General features: G+C 64.1%; 21 protein-coding genes. 15 read left to right on the plus strand and 6 right to left on the minus strand.

The window, feature by feature from the left end; translation table 11 throughout:
• Positions 1 to 5 precede the first annotated feature (5 nt).
• Positions 6 to 1,337 carry a DUF58 domain-containing protein gene (locus LJY18_RS13165; RefSeq protein WP_238042262.1) on the plus strand — a complete coding sequence of 444 codons (1,332 nt, stop codon included), beginning with the start codon at positions 6 to 8 and terminating at the stop codon, positions 1,335 to 1,337.
• Positions 1,338 to 1,388: 51 nt separating this feature from the next.
• Here LJY18_RS13165 and LJY18_RS13170 read toward each other — a convergent pair whose 3' ends face one another.
• Entirely contained in the window at positions 1,389 to 1,676 is a 288-nt protein-coding gene (locus LJY18_RS13170) for a PA4642 family protein (protein WP_238042263.1), read from the minus strand.
• Between the two features lie 349 nt (positions 1,677 to 2,025).
• A complete protein-coding gene (locus LJY18_RS13175; RefSeq protein WP_238042264.1) occupies positions 2,026 to 2,583 on the minus strand; it encodes a hypoxanthine-guanine phosphoribosyltransferase in 558 nt (185 codons plus the stop codon).
• 251 nt (positions 2,584 to 2,834) lie between these two features.
• Here LJY18_RS13175 and upp point away from each other — a divergent pair, with 251 nt between their 5' ends.
• Both upp and LJY18_RS13185 read left to right on the plus strand, forming a co-directional pair.
• Entirely contained in the window at positions 2,835 to 3,473 is a 639-nt protein-coding gene (upp, locus tag LJY18_RS13180) for a uracil phosphoribosyltransferase (RefSeq protein WP_238042265.1), read from the plus strand.
• Between the two features lie 2 nt (positions 3,474 to 3,475).
• Complete coding sequence (locus LJY18_RS13185) at positions 3,476 to 4,744, plus strand: uracil-xanthine permease family protein (protein WP_238042266.1); 1,269 nt, start codon at positions 3,476 to 3,478, stop codon at positions 4,742 to 4,744.
• Between the two features lie 187 nt (positions 4,745 to 4,931).
• On the opposite strand, the gene LJY18_RS13190 is transcribed toward LJY18_RS13185, so the two are convergent.
• From LJY18_RS13190 to LJY18_RS13200, 3 genes are all read right to left on the minus strand, one after another.
• The gene (locus tag LJY18_RS13190; protein WP_238042267.1) at positions 4,932 to 6,263 is read right to left on the minus strand and encodes a spinster family MFS transporter; all 1,332 of its coding nucleotides are present in this window, start codon (positions 6,261 to 6,263) and stop codon (positions 4,932 to 4,934) included.
• Positions 6,264 to 6,553: 290 nt separating this feature from the next.
• On the minus strand, positions 6,554 to 7,576 hold the full coding sequence (gene hemH / locus LJY18_RS13195) for a ferrochelatase (protein ID WP_238042268.1): 1,023 nt from the start codon (positions 7,574 to 7,576) through the stop codon (positions 6,554 to 6,556).
• Positions 7,577 to 7,592: 16 nt separating this feature from the next.
• Complete coding sequence (locus tag LJY18_RS13200; RefSeq protein WP_238042269.1) at positions 7,593 to 8,495, minus strand: TIGR01777 family oxidoreductase; 903 nt, start codon at positions 8,493 to 8,495, stop codon at positions 7,593 to 7,595.
• A gap of 200 nt (positions 8,496 to 8,695) precedes the next feature.
• Here LJY18_RS13200 and LJY18_RS13205 point away from each other — a divergent pair, with 200 nt between their 5' ends.
• From LJY18_RS13205 to LJY18_RS13260, 12 genes are all read left to right on the plus strand, one after another.
• Positions 8,696 to 9,682 carry an NAD(P)/FAD-dependent oxidoreductase gene (locus LJY18_RS13205; RefSeq protein WP_238042270.1) on the plus strand — a complete coding sequence of 329 codons (987 nt, stop codon included), beginning with the start codon at positions 8,696 to 8,698 and terminating at the stop codon, positions 9,680 to 9,682.
• On the plus strand, positions 9,679 to 9,921 hold the full coding sequence (locus LJY18_RS13210) for a TIGR02450 family Trp-rich protein (RefSeq protein WP_238042271.1): 243 nt from the start codon (positions 9,679 to 9,681) through the stop codon (positions 9,919 to 9,921). Before LJY18_RS13205 ends, LJY18_RS13210 begins: the two co-directional genes overlap by 4 nt.
• Before the next feature lie 256 nt (positions 9,922 to 10,177).
• Positions 10,178 to 11,146 carry a YbgA family protein gene (locus LJY18_RS13215; protein ID WP_238042272.1) on the plus strand — a complete coding sequence of 323 codons (969 nt, stop codon included), beginning with the start codon at positions 10,178 to 10,180 and terminating at the stop codon, positions 11,144 to 11,146.
• A gap of 2 nt (positions 11,147 to 11,148) precedes the next feature.
• Positions 11,149 to 12,099 carry a MerR family transcriptional regulator gene (locus LJY18_RS13220; RefSeq protein ID WP_238042273.1) on the plus strand — a complete coding sequence of 317 codons (951 nt, stop codon included), beginning with the start codon at positions 11,149 to 11,151 and terminating at the stop codon, positions 12,097 to 12,099.
• Entirely contained in the window at positions 12,096 to 13,544 is a 1,449-nt protein-coding gene (gene phrB, locus LJY18_RS13225; RefSeq protein ID WP_238042274.1) for a deoxyribodipyrimidine photo-lyase, read from the plus strand. Before LJY18_RS13220 ends, phrB begins: the two co-directional genes overlap by 4 nt.
• Entirely contained in the window at positions 13,541 to 13,963 is a 423-nt protein-coding gene (locus LJY18_RS13230) for a nuclear transport factor 2 family protein (protein WP_238042275.1), read from the plus strand. Before phrB ends, LJY18_RS13230 begins: the two co-directional genes overlap by 4 nt.
• Complete coding sequence (locus LJY18_RS13235; RefSeq protein ID WP_238042276.1) at positions 13,960 to 14,718, plus strand: SDR family NAD(P)-dependent oxidoreductase; 759 nt, start codon at positions 13,960 to 13,962, stop codon at positions 14,716 to 14,718. The genes LJY18_RS13230 and LJY18_RS13235 overlap by 4 nt, the downstream gene beginning before the upstream one ends.
• A complete protein-coding gene (locus tag LJY18_RS13240) occupies positions 14,715 to 15,962 on the plus strand; it encodes an NAD(P)/FAD-dependent oxidoreductase (RefSeq protein WP_238042277.1) in 1,248 nt (415 codons plus the stop codon). Before LJY18_RS13235 ends, LJY18_RS13240 begins: the two co-directional genes overlap by 4 nt.
• Positions 15,962 to 16,774 (plus strand): DUF1365 domain-containing protein, encoded by an 813-nt coding sequence (locus LJY18_RS13245; protein WP_238042278.1) that lies wholly within the window; start codon positions 15,962 to 15,964, stop codon positions 16,772 to 16,774. Before LJY18_RS13240 ends, LJY18_RS13245 begins: the two co-directional genes overlap by 1 nt.
• Positions 16,761 to 18,035 (plus strand): SAM-dependent methyltransferase, encoded by a 1,275-nt coding sequence (locus LJY18_RS13250; RefSeq protein WP_238042279.1) that lies wholly within the window; start codon positions 16,761 to 16,763, stop codon positions 18,033 to 18,035. Before LJY18_RS13245 ends, LJY18_RS13250 begins: the two co-directional genes overlap by 14 nt.
• Positions 18,028 to 18,555, plus strand: coding sequence for a DUF2878 domain-containing protein (locus LJY18_RS13255; protein WP_238042280.1), 528 nt, complete (start codon positions 18,028 to 18,030; stop codon positions 18,553 to 18,555). The genes LJY18_RS13250 and LJY18_RS13255 overlap by 8 nt, the downstream gene beginning before the upstream one ends.
• Positions 18,556 to 18,675: 120 nt before the next feature.
• Entirely contained in the window at positions 18,676 to 18,993 is a 318-nt protein-coding gene (locus LJY18_RS13260) for a YkgJ family cysteine cluster protein (protein ID WP_238042328.1), read from the plus strand.
• Positions 18,994 to 19,055: 62 nt separating this feature from the next.
• Here the strand turns inward: LJY18_RS13260 and LJY18_RS13265 are convergent, their stop codons facing one another.
• The gene (locus tag LJY18_RS13265) at positions 19,056 to 19,571 is read right to left on the minus strand and encodes an acyloxyacyl hydrolase (protein ID WP_238042281.1); all 516 of its coding nucleotides are present in this window, start codon (positions 19,569 to 19,571) and stop codon (positions 19,056 to 19,058) included.
• Positions 19,572 to 19,667: the final 96 nt, after the last annotated feature.

Raw genomic sequence — 19,667 nt, forward strand, 5'->3', positions numbered from 1 at the left:
GGCGCATGAAGCCCGCGCGCGCGCTGCTGATCCTGCTCGGCGTCCTGCTCGGCCTGGCCATTGTGCTTGGCGCCTTGCAGGCACTGGCGGTCGAGGTGCCGCAAAGCCTGCAGGCGATCTGGTGGGCCCTGCTGCTGGTGCTGACCGGCGCGGCGCTGGTCGACGCCCTGCGCCTGCGCACATTGCCCTCGCCACGCCTCGAGCGCCTGTTGCCGGGCAATTTGCCGCTGGGCCGTTGGCACGAGGTGCAGCTGACCCTGCACCACGCCTACGCCCAGCCTTTGACGCTGGAGGTGTTCGACCATGTGGCCGACGGCATGGCGTTCGAGCACCTGCCGCAAACCGTGCTACTGCGCCCCGGCGAGCAGACTCGCGTCACCTACCGCGTACGGCCGCTGGTACGTGGGCACTTCCATTTCGACCGATGTGAAATCAACCTGCCCAGCCCGCTGCGCCTGTGGTGCGCGCGACGCTACCTGGCGGTGCCCGGAGAAACCCGGGTCTACCCGGACTTTGCCCGTCTGCATGGCGCGCAACTGATGGCGGTCGACGACTGGCTCAGCCAGTTGGGCGTGCGCCAGCGCCCCCGTCGCGGCCTCGGCCTGGAGTTTCACCAGTTGCGCGACTTTCGTGACGGTGACAGCCTGCGCCAGATCGACTGGAAAGCCACCGCACGCATGCGCACGCCAATCGCCCGGGAGTTCCAGGACGAGCGCGGCCAGCAGATCATCTTCCTGCTCGACTGCGGCCGCCGCATGCGCAGCCAGGATGGCGAGCTGGCGCACTTCGACCACGCCCTCAATGCCTGCCTGTTGCTCAGTTATGTGGCGCTGCGCCAGGGCGATGCGGTGGGCCTGGCGACCTTTGCCGGGGAGCAGCAGCGCTTCCTCGCGCCGGTCAAAGGCCCGGCGCAACTCAATGTGCTGCTCAATGCCGTGTACGACCTGCGCAGCACCCTGCAGCCGGCCGACTTCACCGTCGCGGCCGACGCCCTGCTCGCCCGCCAGCGGCGCCGCGCCCTGGTGGTGCTGGTAACCAACCTGCGCGACGAGGACGATCAGGAGTTGCTTGCAGCAGTCAAACGCATCGGCCGCCAGCACCGCGTGCTGATCGCCAGCCTGCGCGAAGAGGTGCTCGACAGCCTGCGCCACAGTCCGGTGCAGGACTTCGAGGGCGCGCTGGCCTACTGCGGCGCGGTCGACTACCTCAACGCCCGCGCCAGCCTGCACGAGCGCCTGCTCGCCCACAACGTGCCGGTGCTGGATGCGCGCCCCGGCGAGCTGGGCCCGCAACTGGTCAGCCGCTACCTGGCCTGGAAGAAGGCCGGGGCGTTGTAACCCGCGCACAAAAAAGCCCGCTGTCAGGCGGGCTTGCTGCGATCGTGAGGATCAGCCGCGGGCGGCCTTGATCACCTCGATATAGGGTTCGGCAAACCGCTGGTCCTGGATCAGGGCGATGAAATCGTTGCCCTGGGCATCCTTGGCCTCGAGGTCATAGCCGGCCTCGACGAAGAAACGCACGAATCGCTCGAAGTCGTCGACCCGCAGGCCACGATAGGCCTTGATCAGCTTGTGCAACGATGGCGGCGTGGCGTCAGCTGGTTCCACGGCGAGGAACAGCTTGATCGGCTCATCGCCAATATCTTCGCCAATCACCTGTTTCTTGTCTTTGCGCATTGTTCACTCCAACTCGGCTGGCCACACGGGGCCGGCAGTGTACCCCTGGCGGAGTCTGACGCTCAACGCGTAAGCCCGATAGCCTGGCCTATTCGGCCACAGCCACATTGCCCAGGCACTGCCACGAAGCGCCGGACGACCTGTCCGAGCAGGTCCTGACCTGGAGATTCGCGGCCCGCCGCTCTTCGGCGCGGCGGAACAGGCCCTGAGCGTGTTGCGCGACTACCCAGGGCCAGGCGTGGGCCTGCCGCTCAGCGCGGCAGATCGCAAGGGAGGATGACGCCTGATCCATCCATAACGATGGCAGCCCAGATGGGCGCCAAGGTTGCAGCCGGCCTGCAGGCCGTCTCTACATGCCCTTGACCGCGTAGATGCCCGGCGCATTGCGCCAGTAGCCCTTGTAGTCCATGCCGTAGCCGAAGATATAACGGTCGATGCACGGCAGGCCGACGTAATCGGCCTTGAGGTCGGGGCGGGCCTTACGGTCGTGGTCCTTGTCGATCAGGACTGCGGTGTGCACGGCACTGGCGCCGGCGTGGTGGCAGAAGTCGATGATCGCACCCAGGGTGTGCCCTTCGTCGAGGATGTCGTCAATGATCAGCACGTCGCGATCGATAAAGGAGATTTCCGGTTTGGCCTTCCAGAATAGTTCGCCGCCGCTGGTTTCGTTGCGATAACGGGTGGCATGCAGGTAGGACAGCTCCAACGGGAAGTTGAGCTTGGGCAGCAACTTGCCGGAGAAGATCAAGCCACCGTTCATCACACAGAACACCACTGGATTGCGCTCGGCCAGCTCGCCATTGATCGCGGCGGCGACCTGGTCGATAGCCGCTTCCACTTCGGTTTCGCTGTACAGACAATCGGCTTCCAGCATGACTTGGCGGATGTGCGCGAGATCGACGGGCATGGTCTTTCCTCTAGGGGTGAGCGAACATTGAAAAAATGCAAAGCTGATCAATGCGTCAAAATAAAAGTCGGCAAAGGTACCCACCTGTTTCGGGTGGAGCAAGCCCTTGCCGATAAACCGCAGGAAATATGCGCAATCGCCGACATTACACACTAGATTCCTGCAAGCCGCATGCGTCTGCGCGCCCGTAGCACCATGCCAATGCTAATCTAGCTCAATTTTTTTTTACCAGCCCCGCCGGAGAACCCGCCATGCCCGTCCTCGAGATCCGCCACCCGTTGATTCGCCACAAGCTCGGCCTGATGCGGCGCGCCGACATCAGTACGAAGAATTTCCGCGAACTGGCTCAGGAAGTCGGCGCCCTGCTGACCTACGAAGCGACCAAGGATCTGCCCCTGGAAAATTACGAGATCCAGGGTTGGGCTGGCACCGTGCAGGTGGAAAAGATCTCCGGCAAGAAAATCACCGTGGTGCCTATCCTGCGCGCCGGCATTGGCATGCTCGACGGCGTGCTCAGTCTGATTCCCGGGGCCAAGGTCAGCGCCGTGGGCGTGGCGCGCAATGAGAAGACCCTGCAGGCGCACACCTACCTGGAAAAACTGGTGCCGGAAATCGACGAGCGCCTGGCCATGATCATCGACCCGATGCTCGCCACTGGCGGCTCCATGGTTGCCACCATCGACCTGCTGAAGAAGGCCGGCTGCAAGGAAATCCGCGCCATGGTCCTGGTCGCCGCGCCTGAGGGCATCAAGGCGGTGGCCGAGGCCCATCCCGAGGTAATGATCTACACCGCCTCGATCGATGAGCGCCTCAACGAGCACGGCTACATCATTCCCGGCCTGGGCGATGCCGGCGACAAGATCTTCGGCACCAAGCAGAAGGACGCCTGAGCATGCAGGACCACATGCAGGACGCCACCTGGCGACAGGTCCTGGCTGGTTCGCAGATGCTCTTCGTGGCCTTCGGCGCGCTGGTGCTGATGCCGCTGATCACCGGCATGGACCCCAACGTGGCACTGTTCACCGCCGGTCTCGGCACCCTGATCTTCCAGTTGGTGACCAAGAACCAGGTACCGGTGTTTCTTGCCTCGAGCTTCGCCTTTATCGCGCCGATTCTCGCCGCCAAGGCCGACTTCGGCCTGCCGGCGACCCTCGGTGGCCTGGTCGCCGCAGGCGTCGCCTACATGCTGCTGGCCGGCGCGGTGAAGCTCAAGGGCACCGGTTTTGTCGACCGCCTGTTGCCGCCGGTGGTAATCGGCCCGGTGATCATGGCCATCGGCCTGGGCCTGGCGCCCGTGGCGGCCAACATGGCGATGGGCAAGGCCGGCGATGCCAGCGTGCAGCTGGTGCCCTATGACGTGGCGCTGATGATCTCGCTGCCGGCGCTGCTCACCACCCTGATCGTCGCCGTGGTCGGCCGCGGGATCTTCCGCCTGATCCCGATTCTCTGCGGGATTGCCGTCGGCTATACGCTGGCCTGGTTGTTCGGCGTGGTCGACTTCACCGCAGTGGCTGCCGCCCCCTGGTTGGCGCTGCCGAACTTCGTCGCGCCCGAGCTGCACTGGGGGGCGATCCTGTTCATCCTGCCGGTGGCCATTGCGCCGGCCATCGAGCATATCGGCGACGTACTGGCGATCGGCACCGTGACCGGCAAGAACTACCTGAAAGAACCCGGCCTGCACCGCACCCTGCTTGGCGATGGCCTGGCCACTTCGGCGGCCGGCCTGCTCGGCGGCCCACCGAACACCACCTATTCGGAAGTCACCGGCGCGGTGATGCTGACCAGGAACTTCAACCCCAGGGTGATGCTCTGGGCAGCGCTGATCGCCATGGTGCTGGCCTTTATCGGCAAGTTCGGTGCCGTGCTGCAAAGCATTCCGGTACCGGTGATGGGCGGTATTCTCTGCCTGCTGTTCGGCTCCATCGCGGTGGTCGGCCTGAATACCCTGATCCGCCACCAGGTCGACCTGGGCGAACCACGCAACCTGGTGATAGTCGCGGTGACCCTGGTGTTCGGCATCGGCGGCATGGTGATAGGCGCCGGCGATATCAGCCTCAAGGGCATTTCGCTGTGCGGCATCATCGCCATTGCGCTCAACCTGCTGCTGCCCGGCGGCAAGGGCTGGCGCAGCAAGGCGCTGAGCGAAGAGCAGACCCCGTAGTTTGGAACCGGGATAAAGCGCGTACCGCCGTGCAATCCGGGAGGCTATCGCGGATTGCACCGGCATTTATCCAGGCTTGTGTGCTGGGCCGGTGGAGGACGCCTTGCGCGACGGATGAATAAAGCGTCTTCCACGAGGTCGCAGACATTGCCCATGCACCTGGCATCTACCCAGCCAGGCGCCCTCTTCAAGCCGACTTGGCCGCCCACTGCTGCAGGTGCAGCAAACTGCCTCGGTAGGGCTTGAGACTCATGCTCAGCAGCACGATGGAACTGAACACGGCAATGCTGCTGACGATCAGCAGCGAGTAGCGCAGCGCCTGGTCATCGGCGAACACGTAGTCGGTCACCAGCGCTACAGCGGTCGGGCCGATGCCCAGGCCGATCAAGGTAATGACGAACAAATAGATCGCCGAGGCCTGGCCGCGCATCGAGTTGGGCATGATTTCCTGGATCGCCGCCGGTGCCACGCCAAACGGCATGCTCAGGAAGAACACCGTCGGCGCCATCAGCACCGCCGCCAACACCCCGCTGTCCATCAACGGAAAGCTAAGCACACAAGGCGCGGCGCCGATTGCAGCGTACAGGCCGACGCGCATATTGGCGTCGCTGCGGCCGCGCCTGGCCATCCAGTCGGCCAGGCGCCCGCCGAAGAGGATGCCCAGGCAGCCAAACACCGCCACTATGCTGCCGTAGATGATGCCAACCTGGCCGGCGTCCCAGCCGTAGGTGCGGATAAAGAAGCTGGGAACCCAGGCCGCGCTGCCGTAACCGGCGAACGCCAGGCCGGCGAAGCCGAAGTTATGGCAGAGCACGGTGCGTTTGTTGGCGCGGATATAACGCCCGACGTCCGCCAGCGGCACTGCCACACCGGCGCCAACGCCGCGCCGCGCCGGCTCCTTGACCGCCAGCATCAGCAGGGTGAAGAGCACCCCGGCGGCGCCCAGGGCGAGAAAGATCAACTGCCAGGGCCGCACTTCGCCGAGCACCGGCAACAACACGTCGCCTTGGGCCGACGCCAGTTTGATCACCAAACCGCCAAACAGAAAGGCCAGGCCCGAGCCCAGGTAGACGCCCATCGAATAGACGCTGATGGCAGTGGCACGGCGTTCCGCGGGAAAGCTGTCGGCGATCAGCGAATAGGCCGCCGGCGACAAGGCGGCTTCGCCGACACCGACGCCGATCCGGCAAATCAGGAATTGCCAGTACAGCCTGGCCATGCCGCAGGCGGCGGTAGCCGCGCTCCAGAACAAGATACCGATGGCGATCAACCCGCGACGGCTGCGGGTATCGGCCAGGCGCCCCAGGGGAATCCCACAAACGGTATAGAACAAGGCGAAGGACAGGCCCATCAGCAGGCTCATCTGGGTGTCGCTGATCATCAGGTCGCGGCGGATCGGCGCCACCAGCAGGTTGAGAATCTGCCGGTCGATAAAGGACAGCACATAGGCCACCATCAGGATGGTGACAGTAGCCCAGGCGCGGGTACTGGAGGGATAGCCGTTATTGTTGTTGGACACTGGCAGGCTCCTCGGCACCGCTTACGCGATACGCGACGGTTGAAAGTGCCACCAGCTTAGGCCGATATAGACATCGGTGAGTATGACCAACAGGCGTTATCAACCAGGCGAATGCAATACCTCCTGTCGAACTGATAACCGCCTCGACATACCTGGCGCCGCCGGCCAACGCCGCGCAAAGCGCAGCGAATAAACGCGGCGCAATCCGCTGCGGCCGCCATCGCGGATTGCACCAAGGGTCATCCGGGCCAGGTAGCGCCGGTCCGCTGCACAAACAGAGGAGCGGTCGCTCAATGCATCGACGGCGCCCGCTCGCAGAGGGTATTGAGTGCCACCACCCAGCGAGGGTGATCGTTGAGACAGGGCACCAGTTGCAGGCTCTCGCCACCGGCCGCCTGGAACTGCTCAAGGCCACGATCGCCGATTTCCTCCAGGGTTTCGATGCAGTCGGCTACGAATGCCGGGCACATCACCAGCAGCTTCTTCACCCCCTGCCCGGCCAACTCCTCGAGACGGCTTTCGGTATAGGGCTCGATCCACTTATCCCGGCCCAGGCGCGACTGGAAGGACACCGACCACTGCTCAGGGCGCAGGCCCATGCGTTCGGCGAAGGCTTCGGCGCTGCGCATGCATTGCGCGCGGTAGCAGGTCGCAAGCACCTCCGGCGGCGCCGTACGACAGCAATCGGGCCCCTGCAGGCAATGCTTGCCGGGATCGAGCTTACGCAGATGGCGTTCCGGCAGACCGTGAAAACTCAGCAACAGGTGATCGAAGTCCTGCTCGAGGTAAGGCCTGGCGCTCTCGACCAGGGCCTCGAGGTATTCCGGCTGGTCATAGAACGGCGCCAGTAGGGCGAAGTGCATGTCCAGGTTGCCCGCGCGCACCACCCGCTTGGCTTCCTCGATCACCGTGGTGGTGGTGCTATCGGCGAACTGCGGATACAGCGGCGCCAGGGTTACCTGCTTGATGCCTTGCGCCGCCAGCCGCCGGAGCACCGTGTCGATCGACGGCTCGCCGTAGCGCATCGCCAGTTCGACCGGACCCTGGCGCCACTGCGCCTTCATCGCCTGCTGCAGGCGCTTGCTCAATACCACCAGGGGCGAGCCGTCCTCCCACCAGATCGACGCATAGGCATGGGCCGAAGCCGCAGGCCGCTTGATCAGAATCAGCGACACCAGCAAACGCCGCAACGGCCAGGGCAGATCGACCACATAGGGGTCCATTAGAAATTGATTGAGGTAGCGCCGTACATCAGCCACTTCGGTCGACGCCGGGGAGCCCAGGTTGACCAGCAGCAAGGCGTGATTGCTCATGAAAAATCCTTATCAGTCAGTGTCGACCCAGCAAATCCGCCAGGGCTAGATCCAGATCGGTGAAACGAAAACGAAACCCGGCTTCCTGCAGGCGTACCGGCAATGCCCGCTGCCCCCCCAGCAACAGCCCCGCCAGTTCGCCTAAGGCCATGCGCAGGAGGAACGCCGGGGCCGGCAGCAGCGCCGGGCGATGCAAGACGCGGCCCAGCGCGCGGGCGAAGTCGGCGTTGCGCACCGGCTCGGGAGCGCAGGCATTATAAGGACCGCTGGCCTGCTCCTGCTGCAAGAGAAAATCGATCAGGGCGATTTGATCGGCGATATGGATCCACGGCATCCACTGCCGGCCATCGCCGATCGGGCCACCCAGGCCGAAACGGAAGGGTGGCAGCAGGCGCGCCAGGAAGCCGCCGTCCGCAGCCAGCACCAGACCGGTGCGCACCAGCACTACCCTGATGCCCAGGGCTTCGGCACGCTGCGCCGTCTCCTCCCAGGCACCGCACAACTGGGCGCTGAAATCGTCGGTAATCTGCGGGCTATCCTCATTCAGCTCGCGCTCACCGCCATCGCCATACCAGCCCACCGCCGAGCCGGACAGCAGCACCCGCGGCTTCTGCTGGCGCTGCTGCAACCAGGCCAGCAGCTGCTCGGTGAGGGTGATCCGGCTGGCCCAGAGCAGGTTCTTGCGCTTGCGCGTCCAGGGCCGGTCGGCGATCGGCGCGCCGGCCAGATTGACCACCGCATCCAGCGCCTGATCGCCGACTTCGTCGAGCCAGCCAATGCCGCGGACCTGCGCCCCACACAGCGCCGCAACCCGCTGCGGGGTGCGGCTCCACACCGTCAGTTGATGGCCCTCCTGCGTCCACTGTCGACACAGGGCGCGGCCAATCAGCCCGGTTCCGCCGGTGAGCAATATGTGCATGGCATCCTCCTCGCATGGCGTGAGCCAACCTTGATAGCCACCAGTCTGGTTTATGACGGGGCAGCGTGCCTTTAATCCGGGTCAGGATTGTCTTTAATATATAAAGGCACGATTGAATCCGATAAGCCCTATACATACAATGAATATTGTATAGGTTTTGTCTAAAGCGTAGCCTAGCGCTCTAAAACAAGAGGTAGATCATGACCGCACCCATCGCCATCATCGGCACCGGCATCGCCGGACTGTCTGCCGCCCAAGCCCTTCACGCCGCCGGACATGAGGTTCACCTGTTTGAAAAAAGCCGTGGCAGCGGCGGCCGCATGGCCAGCAAGCGCAGTGATGTCGGCGCCCTGGATCTGGGCGCGCAGTACTTTACCGCCCGCGATCGCCGCTTCGTCGAGGTGGTTCAGCAATGGCAGGCGCGCGGCTGGGCCGCCGAATGGATGCCGAACCTCTATCACAGCCGCAACGGTCAGCTCAGCGCCTCGCCGGACGAGCAGGTGCGCTGGGTCGGCAACCCGCGCATGAGTGCCATTACCCGCGCCATGCTCGGCGCCTTGCCGGTGCACTTCTCCTGCCGGATCACCGAAGTCTTCCGCGGGACGCAGCACTGGCACCTGCAAGACGCCGAAGGCCAAAGCCACGGCCCCTTCAGCCAAGTGGTGATCGCCGCTCCAGCATCGCAAGCCAGCGCCCTGCTGGCGGCCGCCCCTAAACTCGCCGGCGCCGCTGCCAGCGTGGTCATGGAGCCGACCTGGGCCGTCGCCCTGGCCTTCGCCCAGCCACTGGATACCAAGGTCGACGGCTGCTTCGTGCAGGACAACCCGCTCGACTGGCTGACGCGCAACCGCAGCAAACCCGGTCGTGACGGCAACCCGGACACCTGGGTGCTGCATGCCAGCAGCAGTTGGAGCAAACAGCACTTGGACATGCCCAAGGAGGCGGTAATCGAACACTTGCACGGCGCCTTCGCCGAGCTGATCGACTGCGCCTTACCTGCGCCCATCTTCAGCCTGGCGCACCGCTGGCTCTACGCCCGTCCTGCCAGCGCCCACCAATGGGGTTCGCTGGCTGACGCTGGCCTGGGCCTGTATGCCTGCGGCGACTGGTGCCTGTCCGGCCGAGTCGAAGGCGCCTGGCTAAGCGGCCAGGACGCGGCGCGCAAATTGCTGGCGCACCGGCAATGAACAAGCGCGCAACCGAGGGGGCCAGGCACCGCCTCAACCCACGCAAACTGCTGCTGTCCAAATGGACAGCGGTGCAGCCGCAAAACCGCGAAAAACACTTCCTGGTCAGCGAATTATTCTGCGACGAACAGGGCCAGGTGCTGCAGGTCGAACTGCAGGCAGTGCTCAGCCAACGCTGCCAGCGCCTGGACTGGCGCATCCTGGAAGATGCCCTGAGCTGGCACATGGGCTGGAAGTAGCTCACCCTCGATCAGCCTGCTGCAACGGCAAGTCTGCGCACTCCCCCCTGCCAAACACGTTTAGCCGCCCCCCTCCTCTTCATAGCCCATGCCACCGAGCCGCCGACAGCGCCCAGCGCAGCGGCCCTTACTTGTCCGGCCGATAAAACCTTACAACAGTTGTACAAATAATTTGACCTGTACAACAATCACGCTATGATGATCACAAGTTGTACATCCACACCATCATGTACAAGTAACCAGCAGAGGTCGTGCCATGAACCCGCTCCAAGTCGCCTCCAGCAAGCCTAGACTCGCCATAAGCGCCTGCCTGCTGGGCGCTGAAGTACGCTACAACGGCGGCCACAAGGAATCACGGCTGTGCAGCCGCACCCTCACCGAGTATTTCGATTTCGTCCCGCTGTGCCCGGAAGTGGCGATTGGTCTGGGCACCCCGCGCGAACCCATCCGCCTGGTCGGCGACCCCGCCGCCCCGCGCGCAGTGGGGACCGTGCAGCGCGAGCGTGACGTCACTGAACCGCTGGCCGCCTACGGCGCGCAGATGGCGGGAGCACTGGATGACATCTGCGGCTACATCTTCATGCAGCAATCGCCGTCCTGTGGCCTGGAGCGCGTCAAGGTTTACCAGGACAACGGTCGCCCCAGTGAACCCAAGGGCCGCGGTATCTTCGCCGAGGCATTCTGCGCCCGCCGCCCGGACTTGCCGGTAGAGGAAGACGGCCGGCTCAATGATCCCATCCTGCGCGAGAATTTCATCACCCGCGTTTACGCCTACGCGCAATGGCAACAACTGCTGCGCGACGGCCTGACCCGCAAGACCCTGCTGGACTTCCACTCGCGCTACAAGTACCTGTTGATGGCCACCCATCCGCTGCAATACAAGGCACTCGGCCGCCTGCTCGGCAACCTGCACCAGCATGATCTGCAGGAATTGGCGCCGCGTTACTTCAGCGAGCTGATGGCGGCGCTGAAAAAGTGCGCGACCCGGCGCACCCACAGCAACACGCTGCAGCACCTCAGTGGCTATTTCAAGCTAGCCCTGAGCAGCGCGGACCGGCAGGAAATGCAGCAGCTGATTGGCCAGTACCGCAACGGCATAGTGCCGTTGGTAGTGCCCCTGACCTTGCTCAAGCACCACTTGCGCCGCCATCCGCACGACTACCTGGCCACGCAGGTTTACCTGCAACCCCACCCAGAAAACCTCAGCCTGCGTAATGCGCTCTGATCATGGATGACCTCACTCAGCGCGACACCGCCGCAGCCGCCGGCGATGACTACCAGCACGCACTGGCCGAGGGTTTTCGGCCCATTCGCGAGGTTGCCCGGCTTACTGGCGTGAACGCCGTGACCCTGCGGGCCTGGGAACGCCGCTATGGCCTGATCGTGCCGCACCGCACGCCCAAGGGGCACCGGCTCTACTCGGACGACCATGTGGCACAGATCCAGACCATCCTCACCTGGCTCAACCGCGGCGTCTCGGTTGGCCAGGTCAAAGGTCTGCTGCGCGCCAATCAGCCGGCGTTTGCCGAAGCCACCTCGCAGTGGGACGAGAAGTGCCAACGCCTGCAGGCAGCCATCTGCAACCTGGCCGAACGGCGCCTGGACGAGTGTTTCAATAGCGAGCTGGCCCTCTACCCACCGCATACCCTGTGCAAGCAGCTGCTGCTGCCACTGCTCGAAGCCCTTGAGCTGCGCTGGCGCGGCCAGTTCGGCGCCCAGGCCGAGACGGTATTTTTCTACTCCTGGCTGCGCAGCAAGCTCGGCGCGCGGATCTACCACAACAACCGCCAGCAGGGCGGCGCCCCCCTGCTGCTGGTCAATCTTTCCGACTTGCCGATGGAGCCGGGACTGTGGCTCACCGCCTGGCTGGCCAGCAGCGCCGGCGCGGCGGTCGACGTTTTCGACTGGCCAGTGCCGCCGGCGGAGCTGGCCATGGCCGTAGAGCACATCCAGCCCAAGGCACTGCTGCTCTATTCCAGCCAGGCGCTGAACAGCGCGCACTGGCCGCGCCTGCAGGCGGGATACGCCTGCCCGTGCCTGGTCATCGGCCCGGCGGCGCACATCCATCATCAGGAGTTGCAGGCCCTGACTCGACAGAACAGCGCGCTGGGCATGGCGCCAGACCCCCTGAGCGCCTTGCAAATCCTCTCCGACCTCAACCTGCTGGACACCCCATGAACATGCCACAACTGCTATGGCTGCGCACCGATCTGCGGGTGCAGGACAACAGCGCACTGGCCGCGGCCATGGCGGCCGGGCCAACGGTCGCGCTGTTCCTGCTCAGCCCCGCGCAATGGCAAGCCCATGACGATGCGCCGAGCAAGGTCGATTTCTGGCTGCGCAACCTGGCCGAACTGACGCGCGAACTGGCCGCACTCAACGTGCCCTTGCTGGTGCGTCAGGCCGACGACTGGAGCGCCGCACCGCGGGTAATCGCCGAGCTGTGCCAGCAGCTGCGGATTGCCGCGGTCCAGGTCAACGAGGAATATGGCGTCCACGAAAGTCGCCGCGACCAGGCGGTGGCCCAGGCCCTGGACGCGCTCGGGATCAATTTCCACAGCCACCTCGATCAGCTATTTTTCCGGCCCGGCAGCGTGCTGACCAAGTCCGGCAGCTACTTCCAGGTCTACAGCCAATTCCGCAAGGTCTGCTACCAGCGCTTGCACAGTGCCCTGCCCGCGCTGATCAGGCGCCCGGCCGCGCAAGCGCCACTGACTATCGCCAGTGACCCCATTCCCGGCGTGGTGCCCGGCTTTAGCCAACCCGACGCCAGCCTGCGCCTGCTCTGGCCGGCCGGCGAGGAGGAAGCCAACAGACGCCTGCTGGACTTCACCGACGAGCAGATCAGCTACTACCAGAACGAACGCGACTTCCCGGCCAAACCCGGCACCAGCCGCTTGTCCGCCTACCTCGCCGCCGGTGTGCTGTCGCCACGCCAGTGCCTGCACGCCGCCCTGCAAGCCAATCAGGGCGAGTTCGACAGCGGCAACAGCGGCATCGTCACCTGGATCAACGAACTGCTCTGGCGCGAGTTCTATAAACACATCCTGGTCGGCTACCCGCGCGTCTCCATGCATCGCGCCTTTCGTCCGGAAACCGATGCACTGGCCTGGCGCCAGGCGCCGAACGAACTGGCCGCCTGGCAACAAGGGCGTACCGGCTTTCCGATCATCGATGCGGCGATGCGCCAACTGCTCGCCTGCGGCTGGATGCATAACCGCCTGCGTATGATCGTGGCGATGTTCCTGACCAAGAACCTGCTGATCGACTGGCGCGAAGGCGAGCGCTTCTTCATGCGCCACCTGATCGACGGCGACCTGGCGGCCAACAATGGCGGCTGGCAGTGGAGTTCGTCGACCGGTACCGACTCCACCCCCTACTTCCGCCTCTTCAACCCACTCAGCCAATCGCAGCGATTCGACCCGGACGGCAGCTTTATCCGCCACTGGCTGCCGGAATTGGCCGGTTTGAATAACAAGGACATCCACAATCCAGCGACCATGGGCGGCTTGTTCGGTGTGGCGGATTACCCGCGGCCGATGGTCGACCTCGCCAGCAGCCGCTCCCGCGCCCTGGCAGCCTTCAGGCGCCTGCCGCACCTGGCAAAGGAGACACCGGTATGAGCGACTTCCTGCGCCAGTTCGCCCAGGTCTTCGAGACCCTGAACAAGGACAACCTCGAGCGCCTCGGCGAGTTGTACAGCGACGATGTGCTGTTCCGCGACCCCCTGCATGAGGTGCGCGGGCTGGCCGACATGCAGCGCTATTTCGCCGAGATGTACGCCAACGTCAGCGAACTGCGCTTCGACTTCTATGGCTTCGATCAGGTGCGTCCGGGCGAAGGCTACCTGCGCTGGACCATGAGCTACCGCCACCCGCGCCTAGCCGCCGGCCAACTGATCCGCGTGGAAGGCTGCTCGCACCTGCTGTGGACCGACAAGGTCCATCAGCACCGCGATTTCTTCGATGCCGGCAGCCTGCTCTACGAGCACCTGCCACTACTTGGCCAGGCCATCCGCTGGCTGAAGAGGCGACTGGCATGAGGCACATCTGGCTCACCGGCGCCAGCAGCGGCATCGGCGCGGCACTGGCCGAACTGCTGCTGCAACGCGGCCATCGCTTGGCACTCAGTGCGCGCACCAGCGAACCCCTGAACGCCCTGGCCGAGCGCTACCCAGAACAGGTCCTGGTCGCCGCCGGCGATCTCAGCGATGCCGCCCAGGTACGGGCGATTGGCGAACGCATCGCACAGGCATGGGGGGCGCTGGACACCGTGATCCTGAATGCCGGCACCTGCGAATACGTCGACGTACAGCGCTTCGAGGCCGCCATGATCGAACGGGTGGTGCGGGCCAATCTGTTCTCTGCCAGCTACTGCATCGAAGCGGCGCTGCCACTGCTACGCCTGGGACATGCACCACACCTGGTCGGGGTTGGCAGTTCGGTGACCTACCTGCCGCTGCCGCGCGCCGAGGCCTACGGCGCCTCGAAGGCGGGCATGCGCTACCTGCTGGAGGCGCTGCGCATCGACCTGGCGGCCGAGGGCATCGCCGTCACCGTGGTAAGCCCTGGCTTCGTCGACACGCCGCTGACGCAGAAAAATGACTTTGCCATGCCGATGCGCTGGCCGGTGGACAAGGCCGTCCGCCATATCGCCGATCGACTGGATAAGCAGCCCTACGAGATCGCGTTTCCCGGACCATTCATAGCCATCCTTCTGCTCCTGGCTCACCTCCCCAAACGCCTGCAAGTGGCCATCGGCAAGCGCATGGCGCGTACTTCCAAGGACAGCGTATGAAAATCGCCATTATCGGCAGTGGTATCGCCGGCTTGACCAGCGCCTACCTGCTCAATCGACACCATGAAATCACCGTGTTCGAGGCTGGCGACTGGGTGGGCGGCCATACCCATACGGTGAACGTCACTGTCGATGGCAAAAGCTATGCGGTGGACACTGGCTTTATTGTGTTCAACGACTGGACCTACCCGAACTTCATTCGCCTGCTCGACCAGCTCGGGATTGGCTTCAAGCCCACCGAAATGAGCTTCTCGGTAACTGATCCACTCAGCGGCGTGGAGTACAACGGCAATAACCTCAACAGCCTGTTCGCCCAGCGCAGCAACCTGCTGTCGCCAAAGTTCATCGGCATGGTGCGCGACATCCTGCGCTTCAACCGCGAGGCGCTGGACGATCTGCAGCACAACCGCATCGATGCCGCCACCACCCTGGGTGACTACCTCAAGCAACGCGGCTATGGCGAACGCTTCACCCAGCACTACATAGTGCCGATGGGGGCAGCGATCTGGTCGATGTCGCTGACCGACATGCTCGATTTCCCCCTGCAATTCTTCGTGCGCTTCTTCAAGAACCATGGCCTGTTGTCGGTTAGCAACCGCCCGCAGTGGTGCGTGGTCGAAGGCGGTTCGAGCAGTTATGTGGCGCCATTGAGCGCGCCGTTCCAGCAGCATATTCGCCTGAACTGCCCGGTGCAGCGGGTCGAGCGCGATGAGGCAGGCGTGACCCTGCACAGCACTGCCGGCAGCGAACGCTTCGACAAGGTGGTGTTCGCCTGCCACAGCGACCAGGCCCTCAAGCTGCTTGCCCACCCCTCGCAGGCTGAGCAGGAGATTCTCGGTGCCCTGCCCTATGCCGACAACGATGTGGTGCTGCACAGCGACACTCGCCTGCTGCCCAAGCGCCCCCTGGCCTGGGCCAGCTGGAACTATCGCCTGGGTGGGCCGAGCAACCAGCCGGCGGCGGTGACTTACAATATGAACATCCTCCAGGGCATTCAGAGCGACACCACCTTCTGCGTCAGCCTGAATCAGACGGCGCTGATCGACCCGACCAAGATCCTCGCGCGCTACCGCTACGCCCACCCGCAATACAGCCTGGCCGGCATGGCCGCGCAGGCGCGCTGGGAAGAATTGCTCGGCGCCCAGCACAGTTATTTCTGCGGCGCCTACTGGGCCAACGGCTTCCATGAAGACGGCGTGGTCAGCGCCCTGCGTGTGGCGCACGCCTTCGGCGAGGTGCTGTGATGAACAGCGCCCTGTACAGCGGCTGGGTGCAGCACCGGCGCTTCGCCCCCAAGACGCACGCCTTCCGCTACCGCATGGGCCTGCTCTACCTGGATCTGGACGAGCAGCAGCAACTGTTCGACCTCTCGCCCCTGGCCGGCAATGGCCGCTGGGCGCCGTTCGCCTTTCGCGAGACGGACTACCTGCCGCAATTCACCCGCGCCGGGGTCAGCCTGAGCGATGCCGTGCGCCAGCGGGTCGGCGCCGCCCTGGGCCATACGCCGCAAGGCTCGATCTGCCTGCTGACCCAACCGCGCAGTTGGGGCCTGGCCTTCAATCCGGCGAGCTTCTTCTACTGCCATGACACCAACGGCCGCCTGGCCGCGATCCTCTGCGAGGTGAGCAATACGCCCTGGCGCGAGCGCTATCACTATGTGCTGCCGGCAGACGGCCAAGGCCATCAACACTTCGCCGTGGCCAAGGCCTTTCATGTCTCGCCCTTTCTGCCGCGCGAACTGGAATACCGCATGGCCTTCAGCCCGCCGGGTAAACGCCTGGGTATCCACATGGCCGATTGGACGGCAGACGGCCAGGGCGCAACCAAGGTGTTCGACGCCAGCCTCAGCCTGCAGCGCCGTGAGCTCGACCGCGCCAGCCTGCATGCCTACCTGCGCAGTTTTCCCTGGATGACCGGCAAGACCGTCGCGGCCATCTACTGGCAAGCCCTGCGCCTGCTGTTCAAGCGCCTGCCCTTATTCAGTCATCGAGCCGCGGTAGGTGAATTCCGTGTCGCTCGCCCAGTATCGAAGGATGTGCCCCATGAAGAGCTCTAGCCTGTCATCCGCGAAAACCTCGGTGCGTGCCGGCAGCGGCATTGGCGCCAGCCTGCTGCGCCGCGCCGTACTACGCCAACTGGGTCAGCTGCGCCATGGCCACCTGCGGCTCATCGATGGCGATGATTACCTGGAGTTCGGCGATGCCGACGCCAGCCTGCGCGCCGAAATCAGAGTACTGGACGGTGCGCTCTGGGGCCTGGTTGCCGGTAATGGCTCGATCGGCGCGGGCGAGGCCTATATCCACGGCTACTGGAGTTCCCCCGATCTGACCGCGGTGATCCGCGTGTTCGTCAGCAACCTGGACCTGCTGGACGCCATGGAGCGTGGCCTGGCCCAGTTCGGCCGCCCGTTCGTGCAGGGCCTGCACTGGCTTAACCGCAATACCCGCAAGGGCTCGCGCCAGAACATCGCCGCCCACTATGACCTCGGCAACGAGTTGTTCGAGCAGTTACTCGATCCGACCATGATGTACTCCGCCGCCATGTTCGCCAGCCCGCAAGACAGCCTGGAGCAGGCGCAGCTGAACAAGCTTGAGCGCATCTGCCAGAAACTGGCGCTCAAGCCCAGCGACCACCTGCTGGAAATCGGTACTGGCTGGGGCAGCATGGCGATCCATGCTGCCACCCATTACGGCTGCAAGGTGACCACCACCACCTTGTCGAAGGAGCAGTATGCCTACACGCAGCGACGTATCGCCGAACTCGGCCTGGGCGAGCGTATCACCCTGCTGCTGGAGGACTACCGCGACCTCAGCGGCCAATATGACAAGCTGGTGTCGATCGAGATGATCGAAGCGGTCGGCCACCGCTTCCTGCCGACCTACTTCAAGCAGTGTGCGCAGCTGCTGAAAGCTGACGGGCTGATGCTGCTGCAAGCCATCACCATCCGCGACCAGCGCTACGAGCAGGCGAAGCACAGTGTCGACTTCATCCAGCGCTACATCTTCCCCGGCGGCGCGCTGCCCTCGGTGCAGAAGATGCTCGAGATCATCACCGCCAAGACCGATATGAACCTGCATCACATGGAAGACTTCGGCCTGCATTACGCGCGCACCCTGCACCTGTGGCACGCCAACCTGCAGCAAGCACGACACAAGCTCGAGCAACTCGGCTATGACGAACATTTCTATCGGCTCTGGGAGTTCTACCTGTGCTATTGCGAGGGCGGCTTCATCGAGCGCACCATCGGCACCGCGCAATTGCTGCTGGCCAAGCCGGCGGCGCAACCGCAACCCCTGCTAGGAAAATTCGATGCCTAAACTGATCGCCAACGCCCTCCTCTTCCAGCTCGGCTGGTTCGCCTGCGTATTCGGCGGCGACGGCCCGTGGCTGCTGCTAGTCGGGCTGGCATTGGCGGTGCATCTGCTCTGGGTCAGCAGCTGGGCCGCCGAGGGCAAGCTGCTGATCAGCGTCTTTCTCGCCGGCAGCGCCCTGGACAGCTTCTTGCTCAACCTCGGGGTGTTCGACTTCGGCGAGCCGCGCAGCCTGATTCCACTCTGGCTAGCCCTGCTCTGGCTATTGCTGGCGACCACACTCAACCAGTGCCTGGCCTGGACCGCCCGGCCCTGGTGGCGTGCCAGCCTGCTCGGAGCCTGTGCCGGACCGCTGTCCTACTATGCCGGCGCGCAGATCGCAGGAGTCGGCCTGCCGTACGGCACCTGGCAAACCCTGCTGTTGCTCGCCCTGATCTGGGCCCTGGTGCTGCCCGTGCTGCATGGCTTCGCCAAACTCTACCGCAGCCAATACGAGCAAAGCCTGCGCACGCGCCAATCGACCTAGGATGAAAGCCCGCCGCAACCAGGCAAGAGCCGCCTGGCTCATCCCCGGTAAGCAAAAGCGCCATTCACCCTACGTCGACAGCCGAACAACCGGGAGGCAGACATGGCGTACACTGCCGTCATGACCGACAGCCGCCAGATCCCACTCACACAGTTGCCCAACGAAGTCGCCGTCAGTTGCTCCAACTGCGCAGCATGCTGCTGCCAGCTGGAAGTCATGCTGATCACCGACACCGGCGTGCCGCCACGCTTTATCGCCGCCGACGACTGGGGCGGCGAAGTCATGCATCGGCTGGATGACGGTTGGTGTGCGGCGCTGGATCGCGACACCATGCGCTGCACCATCTACGAGGTGCGCCCGCTGATCTGCCGCGAATTCGAGACCGCCTCACCCGAGTGCCTAGACGAGCGCCGCGGCATGACCAGCATCTATCGCTGATAGTGGACTTATTGCAGACGCAAAAAAATCGGCCCCCGGGCCGATTTTTTGTTTGCCGCGCCCTAGAAACTCAACCGGTAATGCAGGGTGTAGGCCTCGATGCCATTGTTCGGCTCCTTCAGCCCGGCATTGGAGTAGTGCAGCACGCGCAGGCCGACTTCCTGAGCGGCAAAGCGCAGGCCCAAGCCGAGGCGATCCTCGAACTGGAAGGACGAGCCCAGGTTGCTGCCTTCCAGCTCGGTGTGGGAGAAGAAGGCCACGCCGACGCCAGCCTCGATATAAGGCCGCACGTTGACCCCGCTGAATTCATAGACGAACACCGGACTGAACGACAGGCTATGGTTGGCGGCCGTCTTGTCGCCTTCCCAGTAGGTATAACCGGCATCCCAGTAGCCACCCAGGTGGCCGGTAGCGCTGTCCATCCAGCGGTGGTTGAAGTCGAACTGAGCACCGACCCGGTAAATCATGGTCGACTCATCGGTGCTGCCCACTGCGAAAGTCACATCGGCCGCATGCGCGGCGCTAACCAAGCCTAGAGTCAAGACCGCCAGCGCAGCGGCAGAAAACAGCTTGTTCATGGGAGTATCCTTTTTCACCCGGTGGAGGAAGTTCCACCCTTCGCTGCTGGGAGTATAGAAATGTTTGCTCTTAGCGAAAGGCTGGTAATCCATAAA

This window comes from Pseudomonas sp. MMS21 TM103 (genome assembly GCF_022132145.1).
Lineage (GTDB): Bacteria > Pseudomonadota > Gammaproteobacteria > Pseudomonadales > Pseudomonadaceae > Aquipseudomonas.

Coding starts and splice junctions, on each gene's coding strand:
- LJY18_RS13165 (WP_238042262.1), top strand. CDS start 6: ATGAAGCCCGCGCGCGCGCTGCTGATCCTGCTCGGCGTCCTGCTCGGC.
- LJY18_RS13170 (WP_238042263.1), bottom strand. CDS start 1,676: ATGCGCAAAGACAAGAAACAGGTGATTGGCGAAGATATTGGCGATGAG.
- LJY18_RS13175 (WP_238042264.1), bottom strand. CDS start 2,583: ATGCCCGTCGATCTCGCGCACATCCGCCAAGTCATGCTGGAAGCCGAT.
- upp (WP_238042265.1), top strand. CDS start 2,835: ATGCCCGTCCTCGAGATCCGCCACCCGTTGATTCGCCACAAGCTCGGC.
- LJY18_RS13185 (WP_238042266.1), top strand. CDS start 3,476: ATGCAGGACCACATGCAGGACGCCACCTGGCGACAGGTCCTGGCTGGT.
- hemH (WP_238042268.1), bottom strand. CDS start 7,576: ATGAGCAATCACGCCTTGCTGCTGGTCAACCTGGGCTCCCCGGCGTCG.
- LJY18_RS13200 (WP_238042269.1), bottom strand. CDS start 8,495: ATGCACATATTGCTCACCGGCGGAACCGGGCTGATTGGCCGCGCCCTG.
- LJY18_RS13205 (WP_238042270.1), top strand. CDS start 8,696: ATGACCGCACCCATCGCCATCATCGGCACCGGCATCGCCGGACTGTCT.
- LJY18_RS13210 (WP_238042271.1), top strand. CDS start 9,679: ATGAACAAGCGCGCAACCGAGGGGGCCAGGCACCGCCTCAACCCACGC.
- LJY18_RS13215 (WP_238042272.1), top strand. CDS start 10,178: ATGAACCCGCTCCAAGTCGCCTCCAGCAAGCCTAGACTCGCCATAAGC.
- LJY18_RS13220 (WP_238042273.1), top strand. CDS start 11,149: ATGGATGACCTCACTCAGCGCGACACCGCCGCAGCCGCCGGCGATGAC.
- phrB (WP_238042274.1), top strand. CDS start 12,096: ATGAACATGCCACAACTGCTATGGCTGCGCACCGATCTGCGGGTGCAG.
- LJY18_RS13230 (WP_238042275.1), top strand. CDS start 13,541: ATGAGCGACTTCCTGCGCCAGTTCGCCCAGGTCTTCGAGACCCTGAAC.
- LJY18_RS13235 (WP_238042276.1), top strand. CDS start 13,960: ATGAGGCACATCTGGCTCACCGGCGCCAGCAGCGGCATCGGCGCGGCA.
- LJY18_RS13240 (WP_238042277.1), top strand. CDS start 14,715: ATGAAAATCGCCATTATCGGCAGTGGTATCGCCGGCTTGACCAGCGCC.
- LJY18_RS13245 (WP_238042278.1), top strand. CDS start 15,962: ATGAACAGCGCCCTGTACAGCGGCTGGGTGCAGCACCGGCGCTTCGCC.
- LJY18_RS13250 (WP_238042279.1), top strand. CDS start 16,761: ATGAAGAGCTCTAGCCTGTCATCCGCGAAAACCTCGGTGCGTGCCGGC.
- LJY18_RS13255 (WP_238042280.1), top strand. CDS start 18,028: ATGCCTAAACTGATCGCCAACGCCCTCCTCTTCCAGCTCGGCTGGTTC.
- LJY18_RS13260 (WP_238042328.1), top strand. CDS start 18,676: ATGACCGACAGCCGCCAGATCCCACTCACACAGTTGCCCAACGAAGTC.
- LJY18_RS13265 (WP_238042281.1), bottom strand. CDS start 19,571: ATGAACAAGCTGTTTTCTGCCGCTGCGCTGGCGGTCTTGACTCTAGGC.